The sequence below is a fragment of the Streptomyces sp. NPDC058525 genome (assembly GCF_042719495.1).
In the GTDB taxonomy this organism is placed as follows: domain Bacteria; phylum Actinomycetota; class Actinomycetes; order Streptomycetales; family Streptomycetaceae; genus Streptomyces.
In genome coordinates this window covers 42,728-67,357 of sequence record NZ_JBHXNP010000035.1, presented here as the reverse complement: position 1 = coordinate 67,357, position 24,630 = coordinate 42,728, and the positions used below count along the sequence as shown (strand labels likewise).

Sequence of the window (24,630 nt, the reverse complement as noted above, 5' to 3'; positions counted from 1 at the left end):
ACCGGGGATCCTCGATCGGTGGACGGGGTCAGCGGGTGAACAGGTAGTTGCGGCAGTCGCCCCGGATCTCCCGGGCCTGCGCCCAGCGGCCGCCCTGCCAGCGGCGCATCCGGTAGCCGAACGGCCGCAGCCGGCGGACCAGGTCCGCCGGGCTCGCCCCGTACTTCGCGAGGTGTCTGGGCTCGATCTCCAGGAGGAGCACCGGCCGGTGGCGCAGCAGGGTGTCGCGGGCGCCTTCGAGCAGGGCCGGTTCGGCTCCCTCGATGTCGGCCTTGACGAAGCTCACCTTCTCCAGCCCCGCCCCGCGCACCAGCCCGTCCAGGGTGTCCACGGTGGTCGGCACCGGCCGTGAGGTGCGGAACTCCGCGTTGGGGCCCGGGCCTTCGGAGCCCTCGGTGAGGTAGGCGCGCCCGTGCACGGGCGCGCCGCGGCGCATCGGCAGGCTCAGCACGCCGTGTCCGGTCCGGGAGCCCAGCGCGGTGCGGTGTACGACGACGTTGGCGCAGCCCAGGCCGCGGGCCGCCAGGCGCAGCCAGCGGGCCGGGCCGGGCAGCGGTTCCACGCTGTGCACCTGTCCGGCGCGTCCGACCAGGTGGGCGAGGGTCCAGGTGTAGAGCCCGTACTCGGCACCGATGTCCAGGCAGACGTCTCCGGGCCGGACGAACTCCCGCAGCCCCGCGACCTCGTCCTCGACGAAGGGCATGCGGGGCGCGGCCCAGTGCAGTGCCCCGGCGACTCCGGCCGTCCGGCGGCTGCCCGTGCGCGGCGCCCTCATCGGGCGCCCCCGGCGGGCACGGCCGGCAGGGGCCGGCGGGCGGGCCCGGGGACCGTGCGTCGGCCGGGCGCGAGGGATCCGGGGCCGTGGGAGCCGGGGTGGTGGGAGAAAGGCCGGTGGGAGAAAGGCCGGTGGGAGAAGGGCCGGTCGGATCCCGCCGCGATCCTCGGCCAGACGAAGAGTACGAGGGGCAGCGCGAGGTAGCCGAACCGTCCGGCCGGGGCCAGCAGGAAGGCCGTGCACAGGCCCAGGGCGAGCCGGTCGGCCGCGGCCACCACCCCGGCGGGCGGGCGTACGACGAGGGAGGCGGCGACGGCGGTCCCGCCGCACAGGAGCAGCGCCATCGCCGCGTACCAGCCGACCGGGCCCAGGTCCGCGAGCAGCCGGCCCGGCAGCGGGCTGGCGGCCGGGGTCGCCACCGGGGCCCGGCCGGTGGGAAAGGCCAGCACCTGCTGGAACATGGGGCCGGGCGACAGCAGGGCACTGGGCAGCACGGCGGCGAGCGTGCCGGCCGCCGTCACCAGCGCGCAGCGCACGGCGCGGCGGCCACCGCCGGCGCCGCTCGCGGCGAGCAGGGCCACCGCGACGGCGAGGGCGGGCCAGGCCGTCCACTTCAGCGAGCAGGCGGCGGCGAGCACCAGGCCCGCGGCGACCGGGCGGTGGCGTGCCGCGAGGGCCAGGCCCAGGCAGCACAGCCCCGTCATCGGCAGGTCCACGCCGCTGACGCAGAGCGGCAGGGCCACCACGGGCGAGGCGATCAGGACCGCCAGGGCCGTACGGAACGTACGGGGTGCACGGGATGTACGGGACGGCGCCGGAAGGGTGGTGGCGAGGGCTGCCCGGCTCCCGGCGGGTGCGGCGAGCACGCGGCGGCCGGCCCACAGGCTCAGCAGGAACACCGCCGCGCACCAGACTCGGGCGTCCCCGAGGATCCGGGCGGGGCCACCGTCCCCGAAGAGTGCGCGGGGCAGTCCGAACAGGGCCATGCCCGGCAGGTAGGGGTTGTAGTCCGTGACGGTCAGCGGGTCCGCGAGGTAGGGCGTGGACTGGCTCACCAGCAGCTCCGCCGACCTCTCGATCACCCCCACCTCGCTCTGTCCGCTCCCCGTCAGGAGCAGGTACAGCAGCGGCAGTACGAGGGCTCCGAGCAGGGCGCAGCCGACGGCCCAGGTACGGGCGCGCGGGCGCGGCAGCAGGCACGAGGCGAGGGCCGCGCCCCCGTAGCCGGCCGCCGCGCACGCGCCCCAGACGCGGTGCGTGTCCAGGTTCGAGACCAGGGGGAAGGCCCCGGCCCAGACGGCCGCGAGCAGCCAGCCGCCCACCCAGATCCGCCGCCGTCCCACGCGGCGCACGGCCCTGCCGGCCGAGGCGGTCATTGCGGTCATTGCGGTTCCAGCCTGTCGAATCAGCACACGTTCATTGCATCCGAGGGGCAGGGGTGGGGTCATGACAGGTAGGTCGAGAGGTGGGGGTCGGGTTTCCCCCACCACGGCGGTCAGCCGAGGTCCCGGTCGACCCGCAGGTCGGACATGGCCACGAGGATGCGCCGGTCACCGCGGAAGGGCTCCCGGGCGTGCGTGGCAAGGTGGTTGTCGACGACGAGGACGTCGCCCCGCTGCCAGGGGAAGGAGACCGAGGCGTCCTCGTACAGCTTCCCGATCAGGGCGACGGCCTCGTCCTCGATGGGCGTGCCGTCCCCGTAGAAGGCGTTGCGCGGCACCCCTTGGGGCCCGTACGCGCCGAGGAGGTACTCGGCGACCTCGGGCTGGAGCGCGGAAACGTGCCACAGGTGGGCGTGGTTGAACCACACCGGCTCCCCGGTGCGGGGGTGCCGGGAGACGGCCTGGCGCACCGCGCGGGTGCGCAGCCCGTCCTCGCCCACCCACTCGAACTCGGTGTGCGAGGCACGGCAGTAGGCCTCGACCTCGGCGCGGTCGGTGGTCTGGAAGACGACCTGCCAGGGCATGTCGAGCACGGGGCCGTAGTTGCGCACGTAGCAGACGCCGTGCCGCTGGAACCGCTCCCGGAGCTCGGCCGGGATCCGGGGGAAGACCGCCCGCTCGCTCGCGACGGGCGTGGCGCCGCCGGTCCGCGAGGGCCGGTCGCCGTAGAAGTACAGCGTGCCGGGCCAGTTGTGTGAGTAGGACATCTCGTGGTGGAAGGCGATCCACTGGTCCTGGCTGAGCTCGGTGGAGGTGAACACCTTGTCGGCGATCTCGGTGCGCGGCGCGGCCCGTTCCAGGTAGTCCAGCAGCTCGGGCGAGAACGCGCGGGCCGCGGCCCCGAATTCCTCGGGGCTGCCGACGGCGAAGCCGCGGAAGAGCAGCGCGCCGTGGCGGTCGAGTTCCTCGCCGAGCTGCGCCCGGTGGGCGCGGATCCACTCGTCCAGGCGCAGGCCCGGGGCGGTCGCCTCGATGCGCAGCAGGAAGGGTTCGGGGTCCAGCGGGGCCGCGGTGACCGGGCCGGTGAACCGGGCCCGTACGTCCTGGGCGGTCATGCGGCGGCTCCTTCGCAGACGGAGGCGACGGGGTCGGACATGGCGGCGAGGATGCGTCGGGGGCCTTCGAAGGGCTCGCGGGCATGCGCGGTGATCATGTTCTCGACGAGCAGTACGTCGCCGAGCTCCCAGTCGAAGCCGGTGGTCTCGGCGGTGAAGGCGGCGCGCAGTTCGTCGAGGGTCTCGTCCTCGATGGGCGTGCCGTCGCCGTAGTAGGTGTTGTACGGCAGGTTCTCCTCGCCGAGGGCCGCGCGCAGCCCCGCGCAGACCTCCTCGGCCAGCGAGGTGACGTGGAAGAAGACGGCGTGGTTGAACCAGGTCCGCTCGCCCGTCACCGGGTGGCGGTGCAGCGCGGGCCGTGTCTGACGGGTCCTCAACTGGTTGCCGTCGAACCATTCGACGGAGATCCCGGCGCCCTCGCAGTAGGCCCGTACCCGCTCGGGGTCGTCGGTCTGGAAGGTCTCCTGCCAGGACAGGCTGATGCCGGGGATGTAGTTGCGCACGTACTGCACGCCGAGCCGCTCGAACCTGGCGACGGTCTCGGGGCGCAGCCGGGCCAGTACCTTGCGGGAGTCGGCGAGGGGGGTGCGGCCGCCGCGGTCGGCGGGCCGCTCGCAGCAGAAGACGATCCGCAGCGGCCAGTTCTCCGTGTACGACTGCTCGTTGTGGAGGAGGATGTGCTGGTCGGCGGGGTGTTCGGTGGAGGTGTAGATGTTGTCCGACACCTCGGTGCGGGGCGAGGAGCGCTCGCCGTACGTGAGGACCTGCTCGGACAGCGCGCCCATCACGGTGCGGAACGCGGCGGCGTCGGTCACGGCGAAGCCGCGGAACAGGACCGCCCCGGCCCGCCGGGCCAGGTCGTCCACCAGCGGCCGCCGGGTGGTGATCCAGTCGGCCAGGTGGATGCCGGGCGCGTCCGCGCGGACCAGAGCGGGCAGGGTGCGTCCGTCCCGTTCCTGCGACACGGTCACGGACGGTGCCCCGGCGCGTACGTCGTTCAGCTGTGTCATCAAGGATCTCCAGATCAGTGGCAGCGAGAGGTTCGGCAACAGCCCCTCGATCGCTCCGGCCCTGCGCACGCCACGGTGCGGGTAGCCGTACCCCTTCATCCTTGATCGGACGTATGTGCGGCGGCAAGATGTTTCCCTGGGAGGAAAGTTCGCAGGCCAGAGCCCTCGGAACGGTACGTTCAGAGGGCTGCGGGCGACCACGGGAGGACCACGCGGACGGTGGTGGGCCCGCCGGCCGGGCTGGTGAGGACGACCTCGCCGTTCAGTGCGGTGGCCCGGTCCGCCATGCCCCGCACCCCGGTTCCGCCCTGGGGCGCGGCGCCCCCCACCCCGTCGTCCGTGACCACGGCGACCAGGTGGTTGCCCTCCTGGGCCAGGGACACGGTGATGATGGTGGGCGAGGCGTGCTTGACGGCGTTGGTCAGGGATTCCGCGATGATGAAGTAGGCCGCCGCCTCGACGTTGACGGCCGGACGCCGCTCCAGCGTGCAGTCGAGGCGGACCGGTACGTAGAACTTGTCGGTCAGCGCCTCGACGGCCGCGCGCAGTCCGCGGTCGCTCAGGATCGGCGGCTGGATCCCGTGCACCAGGTCGCGGATCTCCTCCAGGGCCTGGTCGATCCCGCGGTGCGTCTCCAGCAGCACCTCCCGCAGCTCCTCGGCGCTGCGGCCGGAGCGGCGGGTGACCTGCGAGATGCGCATCATGAGCGCGGCCAGCCGGGCCTGGGCCCCGTCGTGCAGGTCGCGTTCGATCCTGCGGTAGTCGGCGTCGTTGACCCGCAGCGCGGCGATCCGCTGCTGTTCGGCCAGCACTTCGCGGCGCAGCCGCTCGTCCTCGTCGACGCGGCCGAGGATCCTGCGCACCAGCCGCGCCCGCAGCCTGCCCAGCCAGAAGAGCACCATCACGAGCAGGACGAAGAGGACGGCGGCGCCCAGACCGACCCCGAGCCGGGTCGCCGCGCCCTCGACGACGATCGTGTTGCCCTCGCCGAAGGACAGTTGCTCCGTGCGCCCGAACGGCAGGCTCACCACGAAGGCGACGACCGGCAGCGACAGGGCGAGGACGGGCAGCAGCCAGATCAGGCCGAGCAGCAGCAGGCCGAGGTAGCCGAGGTCACCCCATACGGCGGCGCCCCGCCGCGGGGCCTCCGGCCGGGCCGCGCGGGCCGGTTGCCCGCCGGGCGGGCCGGTCGGGGCAGTCCCGCCGGGCGGGCCGGTCGGGGCAGTCCCGCCGGGCGGGCCGGTCCCGTCGGCCGGACCCGTCGGGCCGGCCCCGCCCGTTGCGTCGGACGCCGAGGACTGCAGGACCGCGGCCGCCAGCAGGCGTTCGAGGTCGGCGGCCGCGCGCAGCAGCGGTATGCCGAGCAGGCCGCCCGGGGTGACACCGGCCACCCAGTGCCAGGCGCTGCGCCAGGTCGGTCCCGCCGCCGGGGCCGGCACGGGCTCGACTCCGGCGTGCGGCACGGCCCGCCGCACCGCTTTCATCACCGCCCTGACGAACAGCGCCCCGGCCAGCGGCAGCACGGCGAGGCAGAGGGAGAGCAGCCGCAGCGCGATCGACACGAGGGTGAGCGGCACCAGCAGCACACCGACCAGGCTGCCGACGGACAGGTAGATGGCCCCGGCCGCGACCTTCGACTGAACGGACTGCCCGGACCGGGTGGTCGGGGCATCCGTGACGAGCGCACCCATCAGGCGACGCTGTCCCGTCCCAATCCCCGCAGATAGTCCAGGACGGCGAGGACCCGCCGGTTGCCCTCTCCCGAACTGGGGATCTGCAGTTTGCACAGGATGGCGGTGACGTGCTTCTCCACGGCGCGCTCGGATATGTCCAGCCGGGCCATGATGCCGGTGTTGGACAGGCCCGTCGCCACGAGTTCCATGACCTGGCGCTCCCGGTTGGTGAGGAGTTCCGCGGCCCGGCGCTCGCTCGGGTTCCCGACGAACTTCTTGTAGATCTCGGCGTCCAGGACGGTCTCGCCTGCCACGACCCGTCGCAGCGCGGTGAGGAACTCGTCGATGCTGGCCACCCGTTGCTTCAGCAGGTAGCCGGTGCCGCCGCGGGCGTCGCGGACCAGGTCCTTGGCGTACTCGTACTCCACGTACTGCGAGAGCACCAGGACGGCGGTGCCGGGACATCGCCGCTGGATGTCCCGGGCCGCCCTGATGCCCTCGTCGGTGTGGGTGGGCGGCATGCGCACGTCCATGATCGCCACGTCGGGTGCGCACGCGTCGACCACCTCGAGGACGTCGGTCACATCGGCCAGCGAGGCGACGACCTCGATTCCCTCATCCTCCAGCAGCCGCTGCATTCCCATGCGCAGGAGCGCGGAATCTTCGGCGATCAGGACGCGCACAGTCTCTCCCCTTGCTACTGGCGAGTGGTCGCCATCGTGATGCCGGCCTTCCCGAGGAGCCGCCGGGTCGCCATCAGGCCCACGGTGGCCGAGACCGCCACGCATGCGAGGACCAGCCCCGACAGCGCCCCCCACGGCACGCTCAGTGGAACCACGTCGTACGTCACGCGCAGCGCCGCGCGATAGGCCTGGAGTCCCGATGCCACCACCACGGCGGCGACCACGGCCGCGACGGTGGTCGTGCACCCAGTTTCCCACAGGGCCATGTTCCTCAACTGCTTCTCGCTGACGCCGACAAGTCGCATGTCGGCGAACTCCCGGGTGCGCCTGCTGTACGACATGACCAAGGTACTCGCCACGGAGATCAATGCGTAGGCGGATGCGGGACCCGCCAGCACCACCAGGACCAGCATGTTGAGCCGTTCTTGATCGCTCGACGAGCGGGCGAACCACTGGCCGGTCTCCGTCACCCGCACCCGGTCCGCGCCGAGCCGGGAGGTCAGTTCCCGGGCGACCGCGCGGGCCGCGCCGGCCGAGGCCGTGTCGAGCAGGACCGTCGCCCGTCCGGGTTCGGGAGCCCCGGGCGTCCCGGCCGGAAGGACCACGTGCGGTACGGCCGTTCCGCCGTCGAGGACAGCGGCCACCTCGGCGGTGGCGGGGCTCCCGCCGAAGAGTCCGTACGTCAGCCGGGTGCCCACGTGGTAGCCGTACCAGCCGGCGTACTCCCGCGAGACCGCGACCTGGCCGGGGCGCAGCTGCGTGACGGCGCCCTCGACGACGTCGACGCGGTGGGTGCGGGCCAGGGCGGGCAGGTCGGCCACGGCGCCGCGGTCCTGGCGTACGGAGGTCCGGTCGGCGACGGCCAGTTCCAGGCCGGCCGGCGCCGACACGGCGCTGACCCGGGGGTCGGCCCGGAGCGCGGCCAGCACGTCCTCGGCCAGCGGTCCGCCGGAGGCCCCTTCCACCACCAGCTGCCCGAGGGTGCGGCCGCGGTCGTCGGACTTGATCGTGGCGCCCGTGGTGGACAGGACGGAGGTGAACACCCCGACCACGGCGACGATGGCCAGGACCGGCCCGACCAGGGAGGCCGTCCGCAGCCGGGAGGTGCCGAGCGACTCCACGGCGAGGCGGGCGGGCACGGAGCTCGAGCGCCGGAACGGTGCGGCCAGCAGCCGGGTCAGCGCGGGCAGGTAGGCCGGGCCCAGGGAGGACGCGGCGAGGGTCAGCGCCATCGAGCCGAACAGGGCCAGCGGGATGGACCCCTCCAGTCCGGCCTGCGGGGCCAGCCCCACCATGACCGCGCCCGCCGCGAGCAGCAGCAGGCCGGTCACCCAGCGGCCCCCGGTCATGGCCCGGGTGTCCAGTACGGCTTCCCGCAGTGCCTCGGTGGCCCGGACCCGGGAGGCGCGGCGGGACGCGGCCATCGCGCCGAGCACGGCCATGACCAGCCCGGAGGCGGCCGCGATCAGCAGCGGGCCGGCCATCGGACCGGCCCGCAGCTCCGCGGGCGACAGGCCCGTGCTGTTGAGGCCGTCCACGGCCCACGGGGTGGCCACGGCGGCGAGCAGGCAGCCCACCGCCACGGCGGGCACCGCGACGGCCAGGCTCTCCCCGATCACCATGCGGCGCACCTGCCGCGCGCCCGCGCCGACCAGCCGCAGCAGGCCCATGTCCTGGCGGCGCAGGGCGACGCTGAAGGCGCAGGTGCCGGCGATGACGAACACGGTCACGAAGGCAGTGACGATGCCGGCCATCACCAGCACGGTCTGGATGCCGCCGAGGTCGAGCCCTCCGCTGACCAGGGTGTGGGCGGTCCCCCGGCCGTCCTCGATGGTGATGGAGGGGCGGCCCTCCGAGGACGGCTGGCGGACCGCGAAGGTGGCGGCCAGGGCCGCCGAGGACACCGCGATCAGCGCGACGCCGAGCACGAGGGAGACGAAGGTGCCCAGGAACAGCGGCGCGTGGTGGCGGACCGAGCGCACGGACAGCTGCCACATCACGCGTCCCACCGGCCGAGGCGGGCGGTGATGCGCTCGACGGTCGGGGCGCGGTCGGTGCCCACCACGCGGCCGTCGACCAGGTAGACCACCTGGTCCGCGTAGGCGGCGGCCACCGGGTCGTGGGTGACCATCACCACCGTGCCCCCGGCCCGGTCCACCAGGTTCCGCAGCAGGGCCATGACCTGACGGCCCGTGGCCCGGTCGAGCGAGCCGGTGGGCTCGTCGGCGAAGACCACCTCGGGCTCGGCCACCAGGGTCCGGGCGATGGCCACGCGCTGCTGCTGTCCGCCCGAGAGCTGTGCGGGGCGGCGGTCGGCCAGCTCCTCCAGGCCGACCTGGGCGAGGGCGCCCAGCACCACCGGCCGCTTGGGCTTGTGGCCGTTCAGCCGCAGCGGGAGGGCCACGTTCTCGTAGGCCGTCAGCATGGGCAGCAGGTTGAACTGCTGGAAGACGAAGCCCACCCGCTGCCGCCGGATCCCGGTGAGCTGCTCCTCGTCGCACGCGGCGAGGTCGGTGTCGCCGAGGAGCACCTGCCCGCCCGAGGGCCGGTCGAGTCCCGCGGCGCAGTGCATCAGGGTCGTCTTGCCCGAACCGGAGGGGCCCATGACGGCGGTCATGGCGCGGGCCGGGAACTCCACGGTGACCTCGTGCAGGACCGGTCCCGTGGCGCCCGGGTAGGTCTTGGACACCGAGACCAGTCGCGCGGCCGACACCTTCATGTCGGTGAGAAGTGCCATGTCGTGAATCCTTTGCCGATGCGGTGGGTGGGGCGGGTGGGGTGGAGCGGGGCGGGGCGGGTGGCGGGGGTGGAGGGGTGGAAGCGGAACCGGTCCAGTCCAGCACCGCGGGGTGCCCGGGCGCAGTGGGCCTGAGGGGACACCTCGGGGGCGGGTTTTCCCTACCGACAGGTGGCGGAGGCGGGACTAGAGTTCCGGGAAGATCGCCGAGCGCCGGACGGATGATCCGGTTCCACGAAGGGTGCGCACATGTCCGGCCAGCCGTTGCCGCAGGAACCGAGCGGGCAGACCGTTGCCGTCTGGGAGGCGATGCGGTCGGGGCCCCGGCACTTCCTGCGGTCCCGCTGGCCGCTGCGCAGCTGGGCCTACGTGTTCAGCGGCGCGCTGTTCGGCGTGGGCGTGCTGCTGTGCCTGGCCGTGCTGGTGGCCCTCGGCGTGACGCTCTCGGTGGTCGGCGTGGGCCTGCTGGTCCTGGCGGCGACCGCGCTGCTCGGGATCCCCGTGGCCCGGGCGGAGCGGCGGCGGCTGCGGCTGGTCGAGCGGGCCGTGCCGGCGGATCCGCACGGCCCGCTGCGGGACCTGGGCGCCTGGGCGCGGATGCGGACCCGGCTGCGGGAGTCGGCGACCTGGCGGGAGCTGGGCTACACGGCGCTGCTGGCCGTCGTCTTCGCCGGTGCGGGCCTGGGCGCGACCGCGCTGCTGGCGTTCTCGGTGATGCTGCTGGTCTCGCCGGTGGTGGTGTGGGCGCTGGCACCGGAAACCGTGATGATCATTCCCGGCCAGGCGGTGGGCCATCCGCTGGCCGCGCTGCCGTTCAGCCTCTGCGGGGCCCTGGGCCTGGTCCTGTCCGCGTACGCCGCGGGGCTGCTGGCGGGTGCGCAGGTACGGACGGCCTGGTTCCTGCTCGCGCCCCGCGAGGCGCAGGACGACCACCGGGTCATCGAACTCACCCGTTCCCGGGCCCGGCTGGCGGACGCCTTCGAGGCCGAGCGCCGGCGCATCGAGCGCGATCTGCACGACGGCGCCCAGCAGCAGCTGGTGGCCCTGACGATGACGCTGGGCCTGGCCGAGATGGAGCTGGGCGACCGGAGTCCCGCGGCCTCCGAGCTGGTCGCCCGGGGCCGCGGGGAGGCCCGCCGGGCCCTGGACCAGCTGCGGGACCTCGTACGGGGCATCCATCCCCAGGTGCTGACCGATCACGGGCTGGCCGCCGCCGTCGCGGAGGTCGCGCTGCGCAACCCCGTCCCGGTCACGGTGGACATCGACCTGCCGCGGCGGCTGCCGGGCCAGGTGGAGACCATGGCGTACTTCGCCGTGACCGAGGCGCTGGCCAACGCGGTCAAGCACAGCGGGGCCTCCGCGATCTCCGTCGTCGGCCGGCTGGAGGGCGACCGGCTTATCCTGTTGATCACCGACGACGGGCGCGGCGGGGCGGATCCCGGCAAGGGCACCGGTCTGTCCGGGCTGGCGGACCGCATGGCGATCCTCCGGGGCCGGCTGCTGGTCTCCAGTCCGGTCGGCGGTCCGACCCAGCTCCGAGTGGAGGTCCCGTGCTCCGCGTAGTCCTTGCCGAGGACGCAGTGCTGCTCCGTGCAGGACTCGTCGAACTCCTGACCCGCAGCGGCCACGAGGTGGTCGCCGCGGTCGGCGACGCGCAGGCGCTGGCGCGCGCGGTCGACGCCGAACTGCCCGACATCGTCATCACCGACGTCCGGATGCCCCCGGACTTCCGGGACGAGGGCCTGAAGGCGGCGCTGGAGCTGCGGGCCCGGCACGAGCGGCTGCCCGTGCTGGTGCTGTCCCAGTACGTGGCCACCGCGTACGCCACCCAGCTGGTCGGCGGCGGCGGTACGGGCGCGGCGGGGCTCGGCTACCTGCTCAAGGACCGGGTCGGCGAGGTCTCGGAGTTCCTGGACACCCTGCGGCGGGTCGCCGCCGGGCAGACCGTCATCGACCCGGAGGTGGTCCGGGTGCTGCTGCGCCAGCAGACGGCGAGCCGTCCGCTGAACCGGCTCACCCCCCGGGAGCGGGAGGTGCTGACGCTGATGGCCGAGGGGCTGACCAACCAGGCGATCGCGCAGCGGCTCACCGTCACCGAGGCCTCGGTGGTCAAGCACTCCAGCAACATCTTCATGAAGCTGGACCTGGACCCGGCCGAGGGCAACCGGCGGGTCCTCGCGGTCCTCGCCCACCTGCGGGGCGAATCCGCCTGAGGGCGGGGCGGGTTGGGGGCTCAAGGAGTCAGTACCACCCGTCCTGGATGCGCGTCAGCCAGTCGGCCACGGCCGTGAAGTCGCCCTCGGCCGTGCCGGGCCGCGGCGGCGGGCCCACGGTGTCGCCGCGGTCGCCGGCATGCGGGTAGGAGCCCAGGAAGCGGACCTTCGGGGCGATCCGCTTCAGGCCCATCAGGGCCTCGCCCACCCGCCGTTCGGTGACGTGCCCCTCGGCGTCCATGACGAAGCAGTAGTTGCCGATCCCCTCCCCCGTCGGGCGTGACTGGATCAGCATCAGGCTGACCCCGCGGACGGCGAACTCCTGGAGCAGGTCGAGCAGGGCGCCGGGCCGGTCGCCGGCGAGCCAGACCGCCACCGAGGTCTTGTCCCGTCCGGTGGGCGCGGCGGGCCGGGCGGCACGGCCGACGAGCACGAACCGCGTCTCGGCGTTCTCGGCGTCGTGGATCTCGGTGACCAGGGGGTGCAGGCCGTAGCGGGCCGCCGCGAACTCGCCCGCGAAGGCCGCGTCGTAGCGGCCCTCCTGCACCAGGCGGGCGCCGTCGGCGTTGGAGGAGGCCGACTCCCAGACCGCGTACGGCAGATGCCGGCGCAGCCAGCTCCTGACCTGGGACTGCGCCACCGGGTGACCGGTCACGGTCTTGATGTCGTCGAGCGCCGTGCCGGGGCGGACCAGCAGGGCGAAGGCGATGGGCAGGCGCACCTCGCGGTAGATCATCAGCGGTTCGCCCTGGGCGAGTTCGTCGATGGTGGTGGTGACCCCGCCCTCGACGGAGTTCTCGATCGGCACGAGGGCGGCGGCGGCCTCGCCGCCGCGGACGGCGTCCAGCGCCGCGGGCACCGACACCATGGGGACGAGCTCCCTGGTGGCCGCTTCGGGGAGGGTGTGCAGGGCGGCCTCGGTGAACGTTCCCTCCGGGCCGAGATAGACGTATCGGGTTGCCGACATGCCGGTCACCCTAGGCCGGGCCTGCGCCGCACCCCCTCGCACGGGGCCCGTCCTGAGCCCTGCACAGGCGCTCTGACCTGCGCACTTTCCTCCCAGGGAAACACCTTGCCCGCGACCATGCGTTCGATCAAGGATGTGGAGGTACGGGCAGCCACACCCCCGATGGTGTGGATAGCCGTACCAACGGGGGGCCGGCCACGACAGCGGCGGCACACCCCCGGGCCGCCGTCCGCACCTTTCCGCCGGCGTGCCGGAAGACGCACTGCGCGCACACGTCCGTGCCGCCTCGGGCAGTGCCGGTCGAGCGATGTCGAGCGATGGGGGAGGACATGAACATGCGGCATGCCGCCGACCTGCTGAGCACGTTGGCGCGGGAGCACGCGGTACCCGGTGCCCAGCTCGCCGTGGACACGGGCACGGAGGTGTTCTCGGTGGCCACCGGTGTCACCCGGTCCACCGCCGGTGTGCCGGTGGAGGACGGGACGGCGTTCGCCTACGGATCGGTCACCAAGGCGTTCACGGCGACCCTGGTGCTCCAGCTCGCCTCCGACGGCGACATCGGGCTCGACGATCCGCTCGCGGACTCGCTGGCGGAGTTCCGGCGGCCGAAGGACCGGGCCGCCGCCGCCCTGACCGCCCGTCAGTTGCTGTCCCACACCGCGGGCCTGGTCTCCGACCACCAGCTCCCCGACCCCGGGGAGCGGTCGCTGTTCCGGTACGCGGCGAGCGTCGCCGCGCTCCCCCTGCTGCTCGCGCCCGGCACCTCCTTCAGCTACGCCAACACCGGCTACAACCTGCTGGGCCGCCTCGTCGAAGAGGTCACGGGCACCTCGTGGCAGACCGCCCTGGGGGACTTCCTGCTGGGCCCCCTGGGCATACGGCCGCACTTCCTGCACGGCTCCGGCCCGGGCGGCCGCGTAGAGGCCGAGGGGCATGCCGTCCGTCCCGGTGAGCGGGAGGCCAGACCCGTCGGCCTGTACCTGCCGCCCACCTGGGCCCCGGCCGGCGGACTGTGCGGCAGCGCGCGGGACCTGCTCGGCTTCGCCCGGCTGCACACCGGCGCCGCCGCGGGCGCCGACACCCTGCTCGGACCGCGGGACCGGGCCGCGATGCACACCCCGCAGCCCGCCGCCGACGCCTTCGGGATGGCCGACGGCTGGACCCTGGGCCTCGCCCGGTACGGCGCGGACGGCCAATGGCTGGGCCACGACGGCACCGTGGACGGCGCCACCTGCCACCTCCGCTTCCACCCGGCGTCGGGCGCGGCCGTGGCACTGACCACCAACGCCACCACGGGGACCCGGCTGTGGCCCGAGCTGCTCGCGGAACTGCGCACGCTCGGCCTCGACGTCGCCGACTACACGGGCGCCCGGCCCGAGTCCCCCCAGTCCACCGAGTCCCCCGCCGCCGGCCGCACCCCCGCGGATCCGGCCCCGCTGTACGGCGACTACGCCAACGGCGACACCGTCTTCTCCGTCCGGCCGCACGGCGACGGCATCCGGCTGAGCGACCCCTCCGGCCTGCTCGCGGACCTCGAGCTGCACGACGGACTGCGCTTCAGCGCGCGGCGCACCGACACGGCCGCCGCCCCCTACCCCGGACGCTTCGTCCCGGACCCCGCGACGGGAGCCGTGGACCTGATGCAGCTCGCGGGGCGGTCCGCCACGCGCCTGCGCGGCGTCGGCCACTCCGCGGCCTGACGGCCGCACCCCCTCGTCCCCCTTCTTCTCCCGACTTCCCCCGTCCCGTGCGGCCACCGGCCGCGGGCCGCGGTGCGGAGGTCAGTCCCTCATGGAGGCACAGCTTGACTCGCGCCGCAGCACCGGTTGACGGGCCCCTGCCCGAGCACGTGGAGTTCTGGCGGAACCGGCTGGACTCGATCACCCCGCTCGACCTGGCACTGGACCGGCAGCGCCCCGTCGTCCGGTCCACCGAGACGTCGGCGTACGCGTTCACGGTCCCCGCGGACACGGCGGCGGCCCTGCGCGCGCTCGCCGAGCGCGGCGGCACCGGCCTGCTGGAGGTGCTGGCCGCCGCGGCCTGGGCGCTGTTCGCGCGCTACTCCGGCCAGGAGGACATCGCGGTCGGCACGGTCTCGCCGCGCACCGGGCACACCGTGGTGCTGCGTGCCCGGGTCGACGCCCAGGAGTCCTTCGCCCGGCTGCTCGGCCTGGCGGGGCGGACCGTGCGGGACGCCCTGGACCACGACGGGGTCGCCTTCCCGCGGCTCGTCGAGGCCCTGGCCCCGGAGCAGGACACCAGCGTGACCCCGTACATCCAGGCCATGGTCGTGCTGAAGGGCGCGGACGCCCCGCACGGGGAACCGTACAACCCGCTCGACCTGGCCCTGGAGTTCACCGAGGCGGGCGACGGGCTGGTGGGGCTCGTGCACTACAGCACGGCCCTGTTCGACGAGACGACGGCGGCCCGGCTGGGCGGCCACCTGAACCGGCTGCTGGCGGGCGCGGCGGAGGACCCCGGGCGGTCCGTCGCCACCCTGCCGCTGCTCACGGACGCCGAGTTCGACCGGATGGCCGGCGAGTGGAACGCCACCGACCGCGAGGTCCCCTCCGGCACCTTCCCGGAACTGTTCGCCGCCCGGGTCCGGGCCCGCCCGGACTCCGTCGCCGTGATCGACGAATACGGTTCGCTGACGTACCGGGAGCTGGACGAGCGGTCCAACCGCCTCGCCCACCACCTGATCGGCCTCGGCGCCGGCCGTGACGTCCTGGTCGGCCTGTGCGTGGAGCGCAGCGCCCGGATGGTCACCGGGCTGCTCGGGATCATGAAGGCGGGCGCCGCCTATGTGCCGCTCGACGCCGACTACCCCTCGGACCGGCTGGGTTACATGCTGCGGGACTCCGGGGCCGCCCTGATCGTGACGCAGGAGCACCTGGCCGGCAGGCTGCCCGAGACCGGTGCCGTCCTGGTCGACCTGGACCGCGACCGGGCGGCCCTGGAGAGGTGGCCGGACACCGCGCCCGCGACGGTGATCGACCCGCAGGACCTGGCGTACGTCATCTACACCTCGGGCTCGACCGGCCGCCCCAAGGGCGTCCTCGTCCCGCACGCCGGGATCGGCAACCTGGCGGCCGTGCAGGCCGCGCACTTCGACGTCACCCCGGACAGTCGCGTCCTGCAGTTCGCCTCGTCCAGCTTCGACGCGGCCTTCTGGGAGATCTGCATGGGCGTGCTGAACGGCGCCGCGCTCGTCATGGGATCGGAGGAGGCGCTGCAGCCGGGCGAGCCGCTGGCCGCCTACACCCGCAAGCACGGCGTCACGCACGCCACGCTGACCCCCACCACCGTGGCCGTGCTGCCCGAGGGCCGCGGACTGCCCGAGGGCGCCACCCTGATCGTGGCCGGCGAGGCCAGCACGGGGGCCCTGGTGGAGCGCTGGTCCGCCGGACGCCTGATGGTCAACGCGTACGGGCCCACCGAGAGCACCGTGTGCGCGACGATGAGCGGTCCGCTCGCCGGGGCGGCCGTGCCGCCGATCGGCACACCGATCGCCAACACCCGGATCCACGTGCTCGACAGCGCGCTGCGGCCCGTGCCGGCCGGGGTCCGCGGCGAGCTGTACATCGCGGGGGCGGGACTGGCGCGCGGCTACCACGGCCGCCCCGGCCTGACCTCGGAGCGCTTCGTCGCCGACCCGTTCGGCGCACCGGGCAGCCGCATGTACCGCACCGGGGACGTGGCCCGCTGGAAGGGCGACGGCACCCTGGAGTACCTGGGCCGGGCGGACGACCAGGTCAAGGTCCGGGGTTTCCGCGTCGAACTCGGGGAGATCGAGAGCGCGCTGGCCCGGCGCCCGGACGTGGCGCAGGCCGTCGTGATCACGCACAACACCAACCTGCTGGCGTACGCGGTCCCCTCGGGCCGGGCGCCGCTCGACTCCGGGACGCTGCGCGCCCACCTGGCGGAGCGGCTGCCGGAGTACATGGTGCCCTCGGCGGTCGTGGTGCTCGACGCCCTCCCGCTGACCCCCAACGGGAAGGTGGACCGCCGCGCGCTGCCCGCGCCCGGTCCGGCGCAGGACGCCGGCGGTGCGTACACGGCCCCGCGCAACGCCGTGGAGGAGACCATCGCCGGGGTCTGGGCCGAGGTGCTCGACCTCGACCAGCTCGGCGTCCACGACGACTTCTTCGCCCTGGGCGGCAACTCGATCCTGTCCGTCCGGGCCGCCGCCCGGCTGCGGGAGGCGCTGGGCATCACGCTGTCCCTGCGGGTGCTCTTCGACACCCCGACGGTGGCCGCGCTCGCCGCCTCGGTCGGCGACGCCGAGCAGGGCGCCGAGATCTCCGTGCCCCGCGTCTCGCGCGAGGGCCTGCTGCCGATGTCGTACGGGCAGCGGCGGCTGTGGTTCCTGGAGAACTTCGACCCCGGCAGCGCCGAGTACCACACCGCCTTCGGGCTGCGGCTGACCGGGCGCGTCGACGTCGGGGCGCTGCGGACCGCCGTCACCGACCTGACGGACCGCCACGAGGCGCTGCGCACCACCTTCGGCGTGGTCGGCGGCCAGGGCGTCCAGGTGGTCCACCCGTCGCTCGCACCGCAGTGGAACAGCGCCGACCTGTCCGGCACCGGTGCCGGGCTGCGCGAGGAACGGCTGCGGGAGCTGGTGCGCGCCGAGCACGCCCGGCCGTACGACCTGCGCGGGGGGCCGCTGATGCGGGTCCTGCTCATCCGGCTGGCGGCCGAGGAGCACGTACTGGTCGTGGGGATCCACCACATCGTCACCGACGGCTGGTCCACCGGGGTGGTGTCACGGGAGCTGGGCGGGCTGTACGCGGCCCGGGTGCGCGGGCAGCGGGCCGCGCTGGCCGAACCGGCCGTGCAGTACGCCGACTTCGCGGCCTGGCAGCGCGGCCGGATCGAGGACAGCGGGGTCGTGGGGCGGCAGGCCGACTGGTGGCGGGAGCGGCTGGCGGGCATCGCCCCGCTGGAGCTGCCCACCGACCGGCCGCGGCCCGTGGTGCGGTCCACGGCGGGCGCCGAGTTCCTCTTCGAGGTGGCGCCCGGGACGGTGGCCAAGGCCAGGGCCCTGGCCCGGGAGCGCGGCGCAACCCTGTTCATGGTGCTGACCGCCGCGGTCAAGGCCGTCTTCGCCCGGCACTCGGGGCAGGAGGACATCGCGGTCGGCACCGCGACCTCCGGGCGCGGCCACCGCGATCTGGAACAGCTCGTCGGCTTCCTGGTGAACACGGTCGTGCTGCGCTCGCGGGTGGCGCCCGAGCTGTCCTTCGGCGCGCTCCTCGACCGGGTCAAGGAGACCGTGCTCGACGCCTTCGCCCACGAGGACCTGCCGTTCGAGCGGCTGGTGGAGGTGGTGCAGCCGGAGCGCGACGCCGGCCGCACCCCGCTGATCCAGACGATGGTCGTCCTGCAGAACGCCCCCAGGGGCGAGGTGGAGATGCCCGGGCTGCGGGTCGCGCCCCATCCGGTGGAGCACAACGCCGCGCCCTTCGACCTCACCCTGGAGTTCACCGAGGACGGTGCGGGCGTGGCGGGCCGGATCATCTACAGCACGGCCCTCTTCGACGAGGCGACGGTCGCCCGGCTGGCCGGGCACCTGAACGTGCTGCTCGACGCGGCCGGCGAGGACCCCGGACGGACGGTGGCGGACCTGCCGATGCTGTCCGGGGCCGAGTTCGAGCAGGCCGTCCACGGCTGGAACGACACGTACAGCCCGCTGCCCGAGGCCTCCCTGCCCGAACTGTTCGCCGCCGTCGCGGCCGGGAACCCCGGGGCCGTGGCCCTCTCGTACGGCCCGGAGCGGCTGACCTACGGCGAGCTCGACGCGCGCGCCAACCGGCTCGCCCACCGGCTGGCGGCCGCGGGCGCCGGCCCGGACGTGCTGGTGGGGCTGTGCCTGGAGCGCGGAGCGCAGGCCGTGGTGGCCCTGCTCGCCGTGCTCAAGGCGGGCGCGGCGTACGTCCCGCTGGATCCCGGCTACCCGGAGCAGCGCCTCGCGTACATGGTCCGGGACGCCGGTGTCCGGCTGCTCGTCACCCGGGAGGAACTGCGCGGCCGGCTGCCGGATGGCGGCGCCGAGGTGGTCACCGTGGACGGCCCGGGCGGTGAGGGCGGCGCGTTCCCGGACACCGCACCCGAGGTGGCGCTCTCCCCGGACCAGCTGGCCTACGTCATCTACACCTCAGGCTCCACCGGGGCTCCCAAGGGGGTCATGACCTCGCACCGCTCCGTGGTGCGGCTGGTGCGCGAGTCCGGCTTCCTGGACGTCGGGCCGGGGGACGCCGTCGCCCAGTTCGCCTCGCTGTCCTTCGACGCCTCGACGCTGGAGGTGTGGGCCGCTCTGCTGCACGGCGCCCGGCTGGCCGTGCACCCGCCGGCCGCGCCGACCGGCGGCGAGCTGGGGGCCTTCCTGGAGGAGCACGGGGTGACCCATCTGGCCATCGCGGCCGGCCTGTTCCACCAGGTCGTCGACGACGACGTACGGGCGCTGCGCGGGCTGCGGCAGGTGATCGCCGGCGGCGACACGGTCTCCCCCGAGCACTGCGCCCGGGTGCTGGCGGCGCATCCGCGGCTGCGGCTGCACAACGGCTACGGGCCGACAGAGGCGACCTCGCTCAGCACGGTGCACGCGCTGGGCGCGGACCTGGACACGGCCGCCCCGATCCCGATCGGCATGCCGATCGGCAACACCCGTGTGTACGTGCTCACTTCCGCCCTGGAGCCGGCTCCGGCCGGTGTGCCGGGCGAGCTGTACATCGCCGGTCCCGGTCTGGCCCGCGGCTACCTCGGCCGGGCGGGCCTGACCGCGGAGCGGTTCGTCGCCGACCCGTACGGCGCCCCGGGGGCCCGGATGTACCGGTCGGGCGACCTCGCCCGGCGGCGCTCGGACGGCGCGGTGGAGTTCCTCGGCCGGGCCGACGGGCAGGTCAAGATCCGCGGCTTCCGCATCGAACTCGGCGAGGTCGAGAACGCGTTGAAGCAGCATCCCGCCGTGGACGACGCCGTCGTCGTCCCGTACGAGGGGGACTCGGGGCACCGCCGTCTGGCGGCGTACCTCGTGTCCGGGCAGGAGGTGCCCGCCGCGGAGCTGCGGGCCCACCTCGCCGCCTCCCTGCCCGACCACATGACGCCCGCGGCGTTCGTGTTCCTGGACCGGCTGCCGCTCACCGCGAACGGCAAGGTGGACCGCGGACTCCTGCCGGAGCCGGAGGGCTCGGCGGTACGGCCGGGCGGCCCGGCGTACGCGGCGCCGACCGGTGCGACGGAGGAGATCCTGGCGACGCTGTGGTCCGAGGTGCTCGGGGTCGGACAGGTCGGGGTCCACGACAACTTCTTCGACCTGGGCGGGGACTCGATCCTCTCGCTCCAGGTGGTCTCGCGGGCCCGGCAGGCGGGGCTGCTGCTGACCTCGAAGCTGCTGTTCGTCCACCAGACCATCGCCACCCTCGCCCCGGTCACCGCTGTGGTCACGGACGCCCGCACCGAGGCCTCCGAAGGCTCCGAGGTCTCGGGACGGGTGGAACTCACCCCGATCCAGCGGCGGTTCTTCGAGGACCACCCCGAGGGTCCCGACCACTACACGATGTCCGTCCAGCTGGAGCTGGCCTCCGACACCGACCCGGCCCTGCTGGAGCGGGCCCTGGCCGCCGCGGCGGCCCGGCACGACGCGCTGCGCATGCGGCTGGCCCGGGTCGGCGGCGCGTGGGTTCAGGAGTACGGCGAGCCGGCCGCGGCGGCCCTGCTCACCACCCGCGACCTGTCCGGTCTCGACGAGTCCGAGCAGGGCGCGGCGCTCGACGGGGCCGCGCTCGCGGCCCAGCGCTCGCTGGACCTCGCCACCGGCCGCCTGCTCAAGGGGGTGTTCTTCCGGCTGGGCGCGGGACGGCTGCCGAGGCTCTTCCTCACCGCGCACCACCTCGTGATGGACGGGGTGTCCTGGCGCGTGCTGCTCGAGGACCTGTCGGCCGCCTACACCCGCTTCGCGCAGGGCCGTCCCGCCGAGCCGGCCGTCCGGACCAGCAGCTACCAGCAGTGGGCCGGGCGGCTGGCGGAGCATGCCCGCGACGGCGGGTTCGACGCCGAACTCCCGTACTGGCAAGGGGTTCCAGCGGGCGCTGCGGTGCCGCGCGACGGGACGGCGCCGAACGCCTTCGGCGCCTGCGAGACCGTCTCCGCCGTCCTCGGCCGGGCCGAGACGAAGGCCCTGCTCCACCAGGTGCCCCCGGCCTACCGCACCCAGATCAACGACGTGCTGCTGACGGCACTGGGCCGGGTCCTGCACCGGTGGTCCGGAGCGCCGGTCACCATCGCGCTGGAGGGCCACGGGCGCGAGGACCTGTTCGAGGACATCGACCTGTCGCGGACCGTGGGCTGGTTCACCACCGCCTTCCCGGTCGCGCTCGACGTGCCCGGTGAGGACTGGGGCAGCGGCCTGAAGGCCGTGAAGGAGCGCATCCGCGCCATCCCGCACCGGGGCCTCGGGCACGGGGCGCTGCGGCACCTCGCCCCGGAGGGCTCGGAGCCGACGGCCGGCCCCGACCCGGAGGTCTCCTTCAACTACCTGGGCCAGTGGGACGGTTCGACCAGCACGGACGGGCTGATCCGCAAGCGGCTGCCCGCGCTGGGCCGGGACCAGGCCGCCGCTCTGCCCCGCCCGCACCTGATCGACATCGTGGCCGCGGTCAGCGACGGCGAGCTGCGGATCGACTGGATCCACTCCCCCGGCATCCACACCGCCGAGACGGTCGAGCGGCTCTCCGGGGAGTTCCTGTCGGCGCTGCGCGAGCTCATCGCGCACTGCCTGGCCGAGGACAGCGGCGGCGCCACCCCCTCCGACTTCCCGCTGGCCGGCCTCGACCAGGCCGGCGTGGACCGGATCGCGGGTGACGGACGGGACGTGGAGGACATCCACCCGCTGACCCCGATGCAGGCCGGCATGCTCTTCCACACCCTCGCCGACCCCGCGTCGCCCACCTACTTCGAGCAGATGACGTACGTGCTCGAGGGGGTGGGCGACCCGGAACTGCTGGCGGCCGCCTGGCAGCAGACCTCCGACCGGCTGGGCGTGCTGCGCGCCCACGTGGTCTGGGAGGGCGTGGACCGGCCCCTGATGGTGGTGCGCCGCCGTGCCGCGCTGCCCGTGGTGACGCTGGACTGGCGGGGGCTGTCCGGGCAGGGCCGGGACGAGGCCCTGCCCGGGCTCCTCGCCGGGGAGCGGACCCGGGGGCTGGACCTGTCGGCGGCCCCGCTGATGCGGCTCGTACTGATCCGGCTCACCGACAGCTCGGTGCGCGTGGTGTGCTCCTTCCACCACCTGCTGCTGGACGGCTGGAGCGCCTTCTCCGTCCTGACGCAGACGCACAGCGGCTACGGTGCGCTCGCGGCGGGCCAGACGGCCGCGGCGCCCGCCCGGCAGCCGTTCCGGGCGTACGTGGAGTGGCTGGAGCGGCAGGATCCGGCGCAGGCCGAGTCCTACTGGCGCGAGCGGCTGGCCGGGGCGGGCGGGCCGACGGCGCTGCCGTACGACCGGAGCCCGCGGGCGAGCCACGCGGCGCGCTCCACGGCCCGGCTGGCCACCCGGCTGTCACCCGCCGCGTCCGAGGCGTTGTTCGCCTTCGCCCGCGCCCACCGGCTGACGGTCAACACCCTGGTCCAGGCGGCCTGGGGACTGCTGCTGTCGCGGTACTCCGGTGAGCGGGACGTGGTCTTCGGCGCTACCGTCTCGGGACGGCCGGCCGATCTGCCGGGTGCCGACTCGATCGCGGGCATGCTGATCAACACCCTGCCGGTGCGCGTCGACGTCGACGGCGGGGCCCCGGTCGCGGAGTGGCTGGACCGGTTGCAGCGCGAGCAGGTGGAGGCGCGCCAGTACGACTACGTGGCGCTGCCCCGGATCCAGGGCTGGAGCGATGCCGCCCCCGGCACCAGCCTGTTCGAGAGCCTGGTCGTCTTCGAGAACTACCCCAGGGAGGACCGGCCCACGGGAGACAGCGGGCTGGTGCTGAAGGGGCTGGAGGGCATGGACATCACCAGCTTCCCGCTGAACCTGCTGGCCTACACCGACGAGGCGTTCGCGTTCACCCTGGCCTACGACCCCGCGCTGTTCGAGGAGGCGACGATCCGGCACCTGGCCGGGCACTTCACGGCCCTGCTGGCCGGGCTCGCCGATGACGACGGGCGGGCCGTCGCAGAGGTGCCGATGCTCGACGGGGGCGAGTTCGAGCGGGTGGTGCGCACCTGGAGCGCGCCCGAGCGGCCCGCCGTGCCGGACGGCTGCCTGCACGATCGGATCGGCCGGCAGGCCGCCGCCACCCCGGACGCGGTCGCGGTCTCGGCCGTCGGCCGGTCGCTGACCTACCGGGAGCTGGACGAGGAGGCCAACCGGCTCGCACACCACCTGGTCTCCCTGGGCGCGGGCCCGGGCAGGACGGTGGGGCTGTCGGCGGGACGCGGCGTCGAACTGGTCACGGGCCTCCTCGGCATCATGAAGTCGGGTGCCGCGTACGTACCGCTGGACCCGGCCTATCCGGCGGAGCGCCTCGCGTTCATGCTGCGCGACTCGGGTGCGGCGGTGCTGGTCACCGACGGCAGCGGCCCCTCCGGGCCGGCCGCCGAGGGCGTGCCGGTGGTCGATCTGCACGCCGACCGGGCGGACCTTGCCCGGCGGCCCGCCACCGCCCCGGAGGTGGCGGTCTCCGGCGGCGACCTGGCGTACGTGATCTACACCTCGGGCTCGACGGGACGGCCCAAGGGCGTGGCGGTGGAGCACCGTTCGGTGCTGAACCTGCTGGAGAACGCGCGGCCCGGCTACGGGTTCGGCCGGAGCGACGTGTGGAGCGCCTTCCACAGCTACGCCTTCGACGTCTCCGTATGGGAGATGTGGGGGTGCCTGGCCTCGGGCGGCCGGCTGGTGCTCGTCGACCGGGACTGGGCGCAGCGGCCCGAGGCCGCCTGGGCGCTGCTGCGCGAGGAGGGGGTGACGGTGCTGTGCCAGACCCCCTCGATGTTCCGCGCCCTGGTGGAGAGCGCGGCCGCGGCCGGCGCCCCTGGCCTGCCGGACCTGCGCTGGGTGATCCTGGCCGGCGAGGCGCTGGAGCCCAAGCACCTGGGCACGTGGTTCGACCGCTACGGCACCGGGCCGGCCCGGCTGGTGAACATGTACGGCCCCACCGAGGCCACGGTGTACGTGACGCGCCAGGAGATCACGGCCCGGGACGTGGCCGACGGCGGTCCGATGCCCGTGGGGCGGCCCCTGCCGGGCTGCCAGGTGCTGCTGCTCGACCCCGCGGGCCGGCCGGTGCCGGTGGGGGTCACCGGCGAGCTGTACATCGCCGGCGCCGGTCTGGCCCGCGGCTATCTGGGCCGGCCGGAGCTGACGGCGGAACGCTTCCCGGCGCATCCCTTCGGCGGCGCGGCCGGGCACGCGGAGCGCGCGTACCGCTCGGGGGACCTCGCGCGGTGGCGGGCCGACGGCACCCTGGTGTACCTGGGGCGCGCGGACGGCCAGGTGAAGATCCGCGGGTTCCGGATCGAGACCGGGGAGATCGAGGCCGCGCTCGTCACCCACCCGCGGATCGCCGACGCGGCGGTCACGGCCCACGCGGACGGCGAGCGCACCTTCCTCGTCGGGCACGTCGTGGCGCCGGGGTGGAGCGATCCCGACCCCGCGGAGCTGCGCGCCCATCTGCTCGCGTTCCTGCCGGAGTTCATGGTGCCCGCCGTGTTCCTCCCGCTGGACGTCCTGCCGCTGACCCCGAGCGGCAAGGTGGACCGGGGTGCGCTGCCCGCCCCGGAGGGCCGGGCCGCCGGCGGGCCCGCGTACGAAGCGCCGCGCACGGCGACCGAGGAGGTGCTGGTGCGGATCTGGCAGGAGCTGCTGGGCGTCGAACCCGTCGGCGTGCACGACGACTTCTTCGCCTCCGGCGGTGATTCGCTGCTCGCGGTCCGGATGGCCTCCCGCATCAACTCCGCCTTCCTCACCGCGCTTTCACCGAGAACCCTGTTCGACCGGCCGACGGTCGCCGAGACCGCGCACGAGATCGAGGAGCGGATCCTCGCGGAGCTGGAGACCGGCGACGCCGCTCCGTGACGCGCGCC

The 24,630-nt window shown here is 74.4% G+C and carries 13 protein-coding genes; 4 read left to right on the top strand and 9 right to left on the bottom strand.

What is annotated here, in order from left to right:
* Nucleotides 1-28: 28 nt before the first annotated feature.
* From ACFWP3_RS18415 to ACFWP3_RS18380, 8 genes are all read right to left on the bottom strand, one after another.
* On the bottom strand, nucleotides 29-775 hold the full coding sequence (locus tag ACFWP3_RS18415) for an FkbM family methyltransferase (RefSeq protein ID WP_384221991.1): 747 nt from the start codon (nucleotides 773-775) through the stop codon (nucleotides 29-31).
* The gene (locus tag ACFWP3_RS18410; RefSeq protein ID WP_384221988.1) at nucleotides 772-2,160 is read right to left on the bottom strand and encodes a glycosyltransferase 87 family protein; all 1,389 of its coding nucleotides are present in this window, start codon (nucleotides 2,158-2,160) and stop codon (nucleotides 772-774) included. The genes ACFWP3_RS18415 and ACFWP3_RS18410 overlap by 4 nt, the downstream gene beginning before the upstream one ends.
* Nucleotides 2,161-2,270: 110 nt before the next feature.
* Nucleotides 2,271-3,272: a TauD/TfdA family dioxygenase gene (locus ACFWP3_RS18405; protein WP_384221986.1), complete on the bottom strand. Its 1,002-nt coding sequence runs from the start codon at nucleotides 3,270-3,272 to the stop codon at nucleotides 2,271-2,273.
* Nucleotides 3,269-4,282: a TauD/TfdA family dioxygenase gene (locus ACFWP3_RS18400; RefSeq protein ID WP_384221984.1), complete on the bottom strand. Its 1,014-nt coding sequence runs from the start codon at nucleotides 4,280-4,282 to the stop codon at nucleotides 3,269-3,271. Before ACFWP3_RS18400 ends, ACFWP3_RS18405 begins: the two co-directional genes overlap by 4 nt.
* 179 nt (nucleotides 4,283-4,461) lie before the next feature.
* Entirely contained in the window at nucleotides 4,462-5,973 is a 1,512-nt protein-coding gene (locus ACFWP3_RS18395; protein ID WP_384221983.1) for a histidine kinase, read from the bottom strand.
* Nucleotides 5,973-6,638: a response regulator gene (locus tag ACFWP3_RS18390; protein WP_384221981.1), complete on the bottom strand. Its 666-nt coding sequence runs from the start codon at nucleotides 6,636-6,638 to the stop codon at nucleotides 5,973-5,975. The genes ACFWP3_RS18395 and ACFWP3_RS18390 overlap by 1 nt, the downstream gene beginning before the upstream one ends.
* A gap of 14 nt (nucleotides 6,639-6,652) precedes the next feature.
* Nucleotides 6,653-8,647, bottom strand: a complete 1,995-nt coding sequence (locus ACFWP3_RS18385) for an FtsX-like permease family protein (protein WP_384221979.1) — start codon at nucleotides 8,645-8,647, stop codon at nucleotides 6,653-6,655.
* On the bottom strand, nucleotides 8,635-9,375 hold the full coding sequence (locus ACFWP3_RS18380) for an ABC transporter ATP-binding protein (protein WP_384221977.1): 741 nt from the start codon (nucleotides 9,373-9,375) through the stop codon (nucleotides 8,635-8,637). Before ACFWP3_RS18380 ends, ACFWP3_RS18385 begins: the two co-directional genes overlap by 13 nt.
* Nucleotides 9,376-9,624: 249 nt before the next feature.
* Between ACFWP3_RS18380 and ACFWP3_RS18375 the strand changes: the two genes are divergently transcribed.
* Together ACFWP3_RS18375 and ACFWP3_RS18370 are read left to right on the top strand one after the other, a co-directional pair.
* Nucleotides 9,625-10,938, top strand: coding sequence for a sensor domain-containing protein (locus ACFWP3_RS18375; protein WP_384221976.1), 1,314 nt, complete (start codon nucleotides 9,625-9,627; stop codon nucleotides 10,936-10,938).
* Nucleotides 10,926-11,588 carry a LuxR C-terminal-related transcriptional regulator gene (locus ACFWP3_RS18370; protein ID WP_384221974.1) on the top strand — a complete coding sequence of 221 codons (663 nt, stop codon included), beginning with the start codon at nucleotides 10,926-10,928 and terminating at the stop codon, nucleotides 11,586-11,588. Before ACFWP3_RS18375 ends, ACFWP3_RS18370 begins: the two co-directional genes overlap by 13 nt.
* A gap of 28 nt (nucleotides 11,589-11,616) precedes the next feature.
* On the opposite strand, the gene pheA is transcribed toward ACFWP3_RS18370, so the two are convergent.
* Nucleotides 11,617-12,555, bottom strand: coding sequence for a prephenate dehydratase (pheA, locus tag ACFWP3_RS18365; protein ID WP_384221971.1), 939 nt, complete (start codon nucleotides 12,553-12,555; stop codon nucleotides 11,617-11,619).
* Nucleotides 12,556-12,884: 329 nt separating this feature from the next.
* Here pheA and ACFWP3_RS18360 point away from each other — a divergent pair, with 329 nt between their 5' ends.
* Entirely contained in the window at nucleotides 12,885-14,255 is a 1,371-nt protein-coding gene (locus ACFWP3_RS18360; RefSeq protein WP_384221968.1) for a serine hydrolase domain-containing protein, read from the top strand.
* Nucleotides 14,256-14,359: 104 nt separating this feature from the next.
* Entirely contained in the window at nucleotides 14,360-24,622 is a 10,263-nt protein-coding gene (locus ACFWP3_RS18355; RefSeq protein WP_384221966.1) for an amino acid adenylation domain-containing protein, read from the top strand.
* Nucleotides 24,623-24,630: the final 8 nt, after the last annotated feature.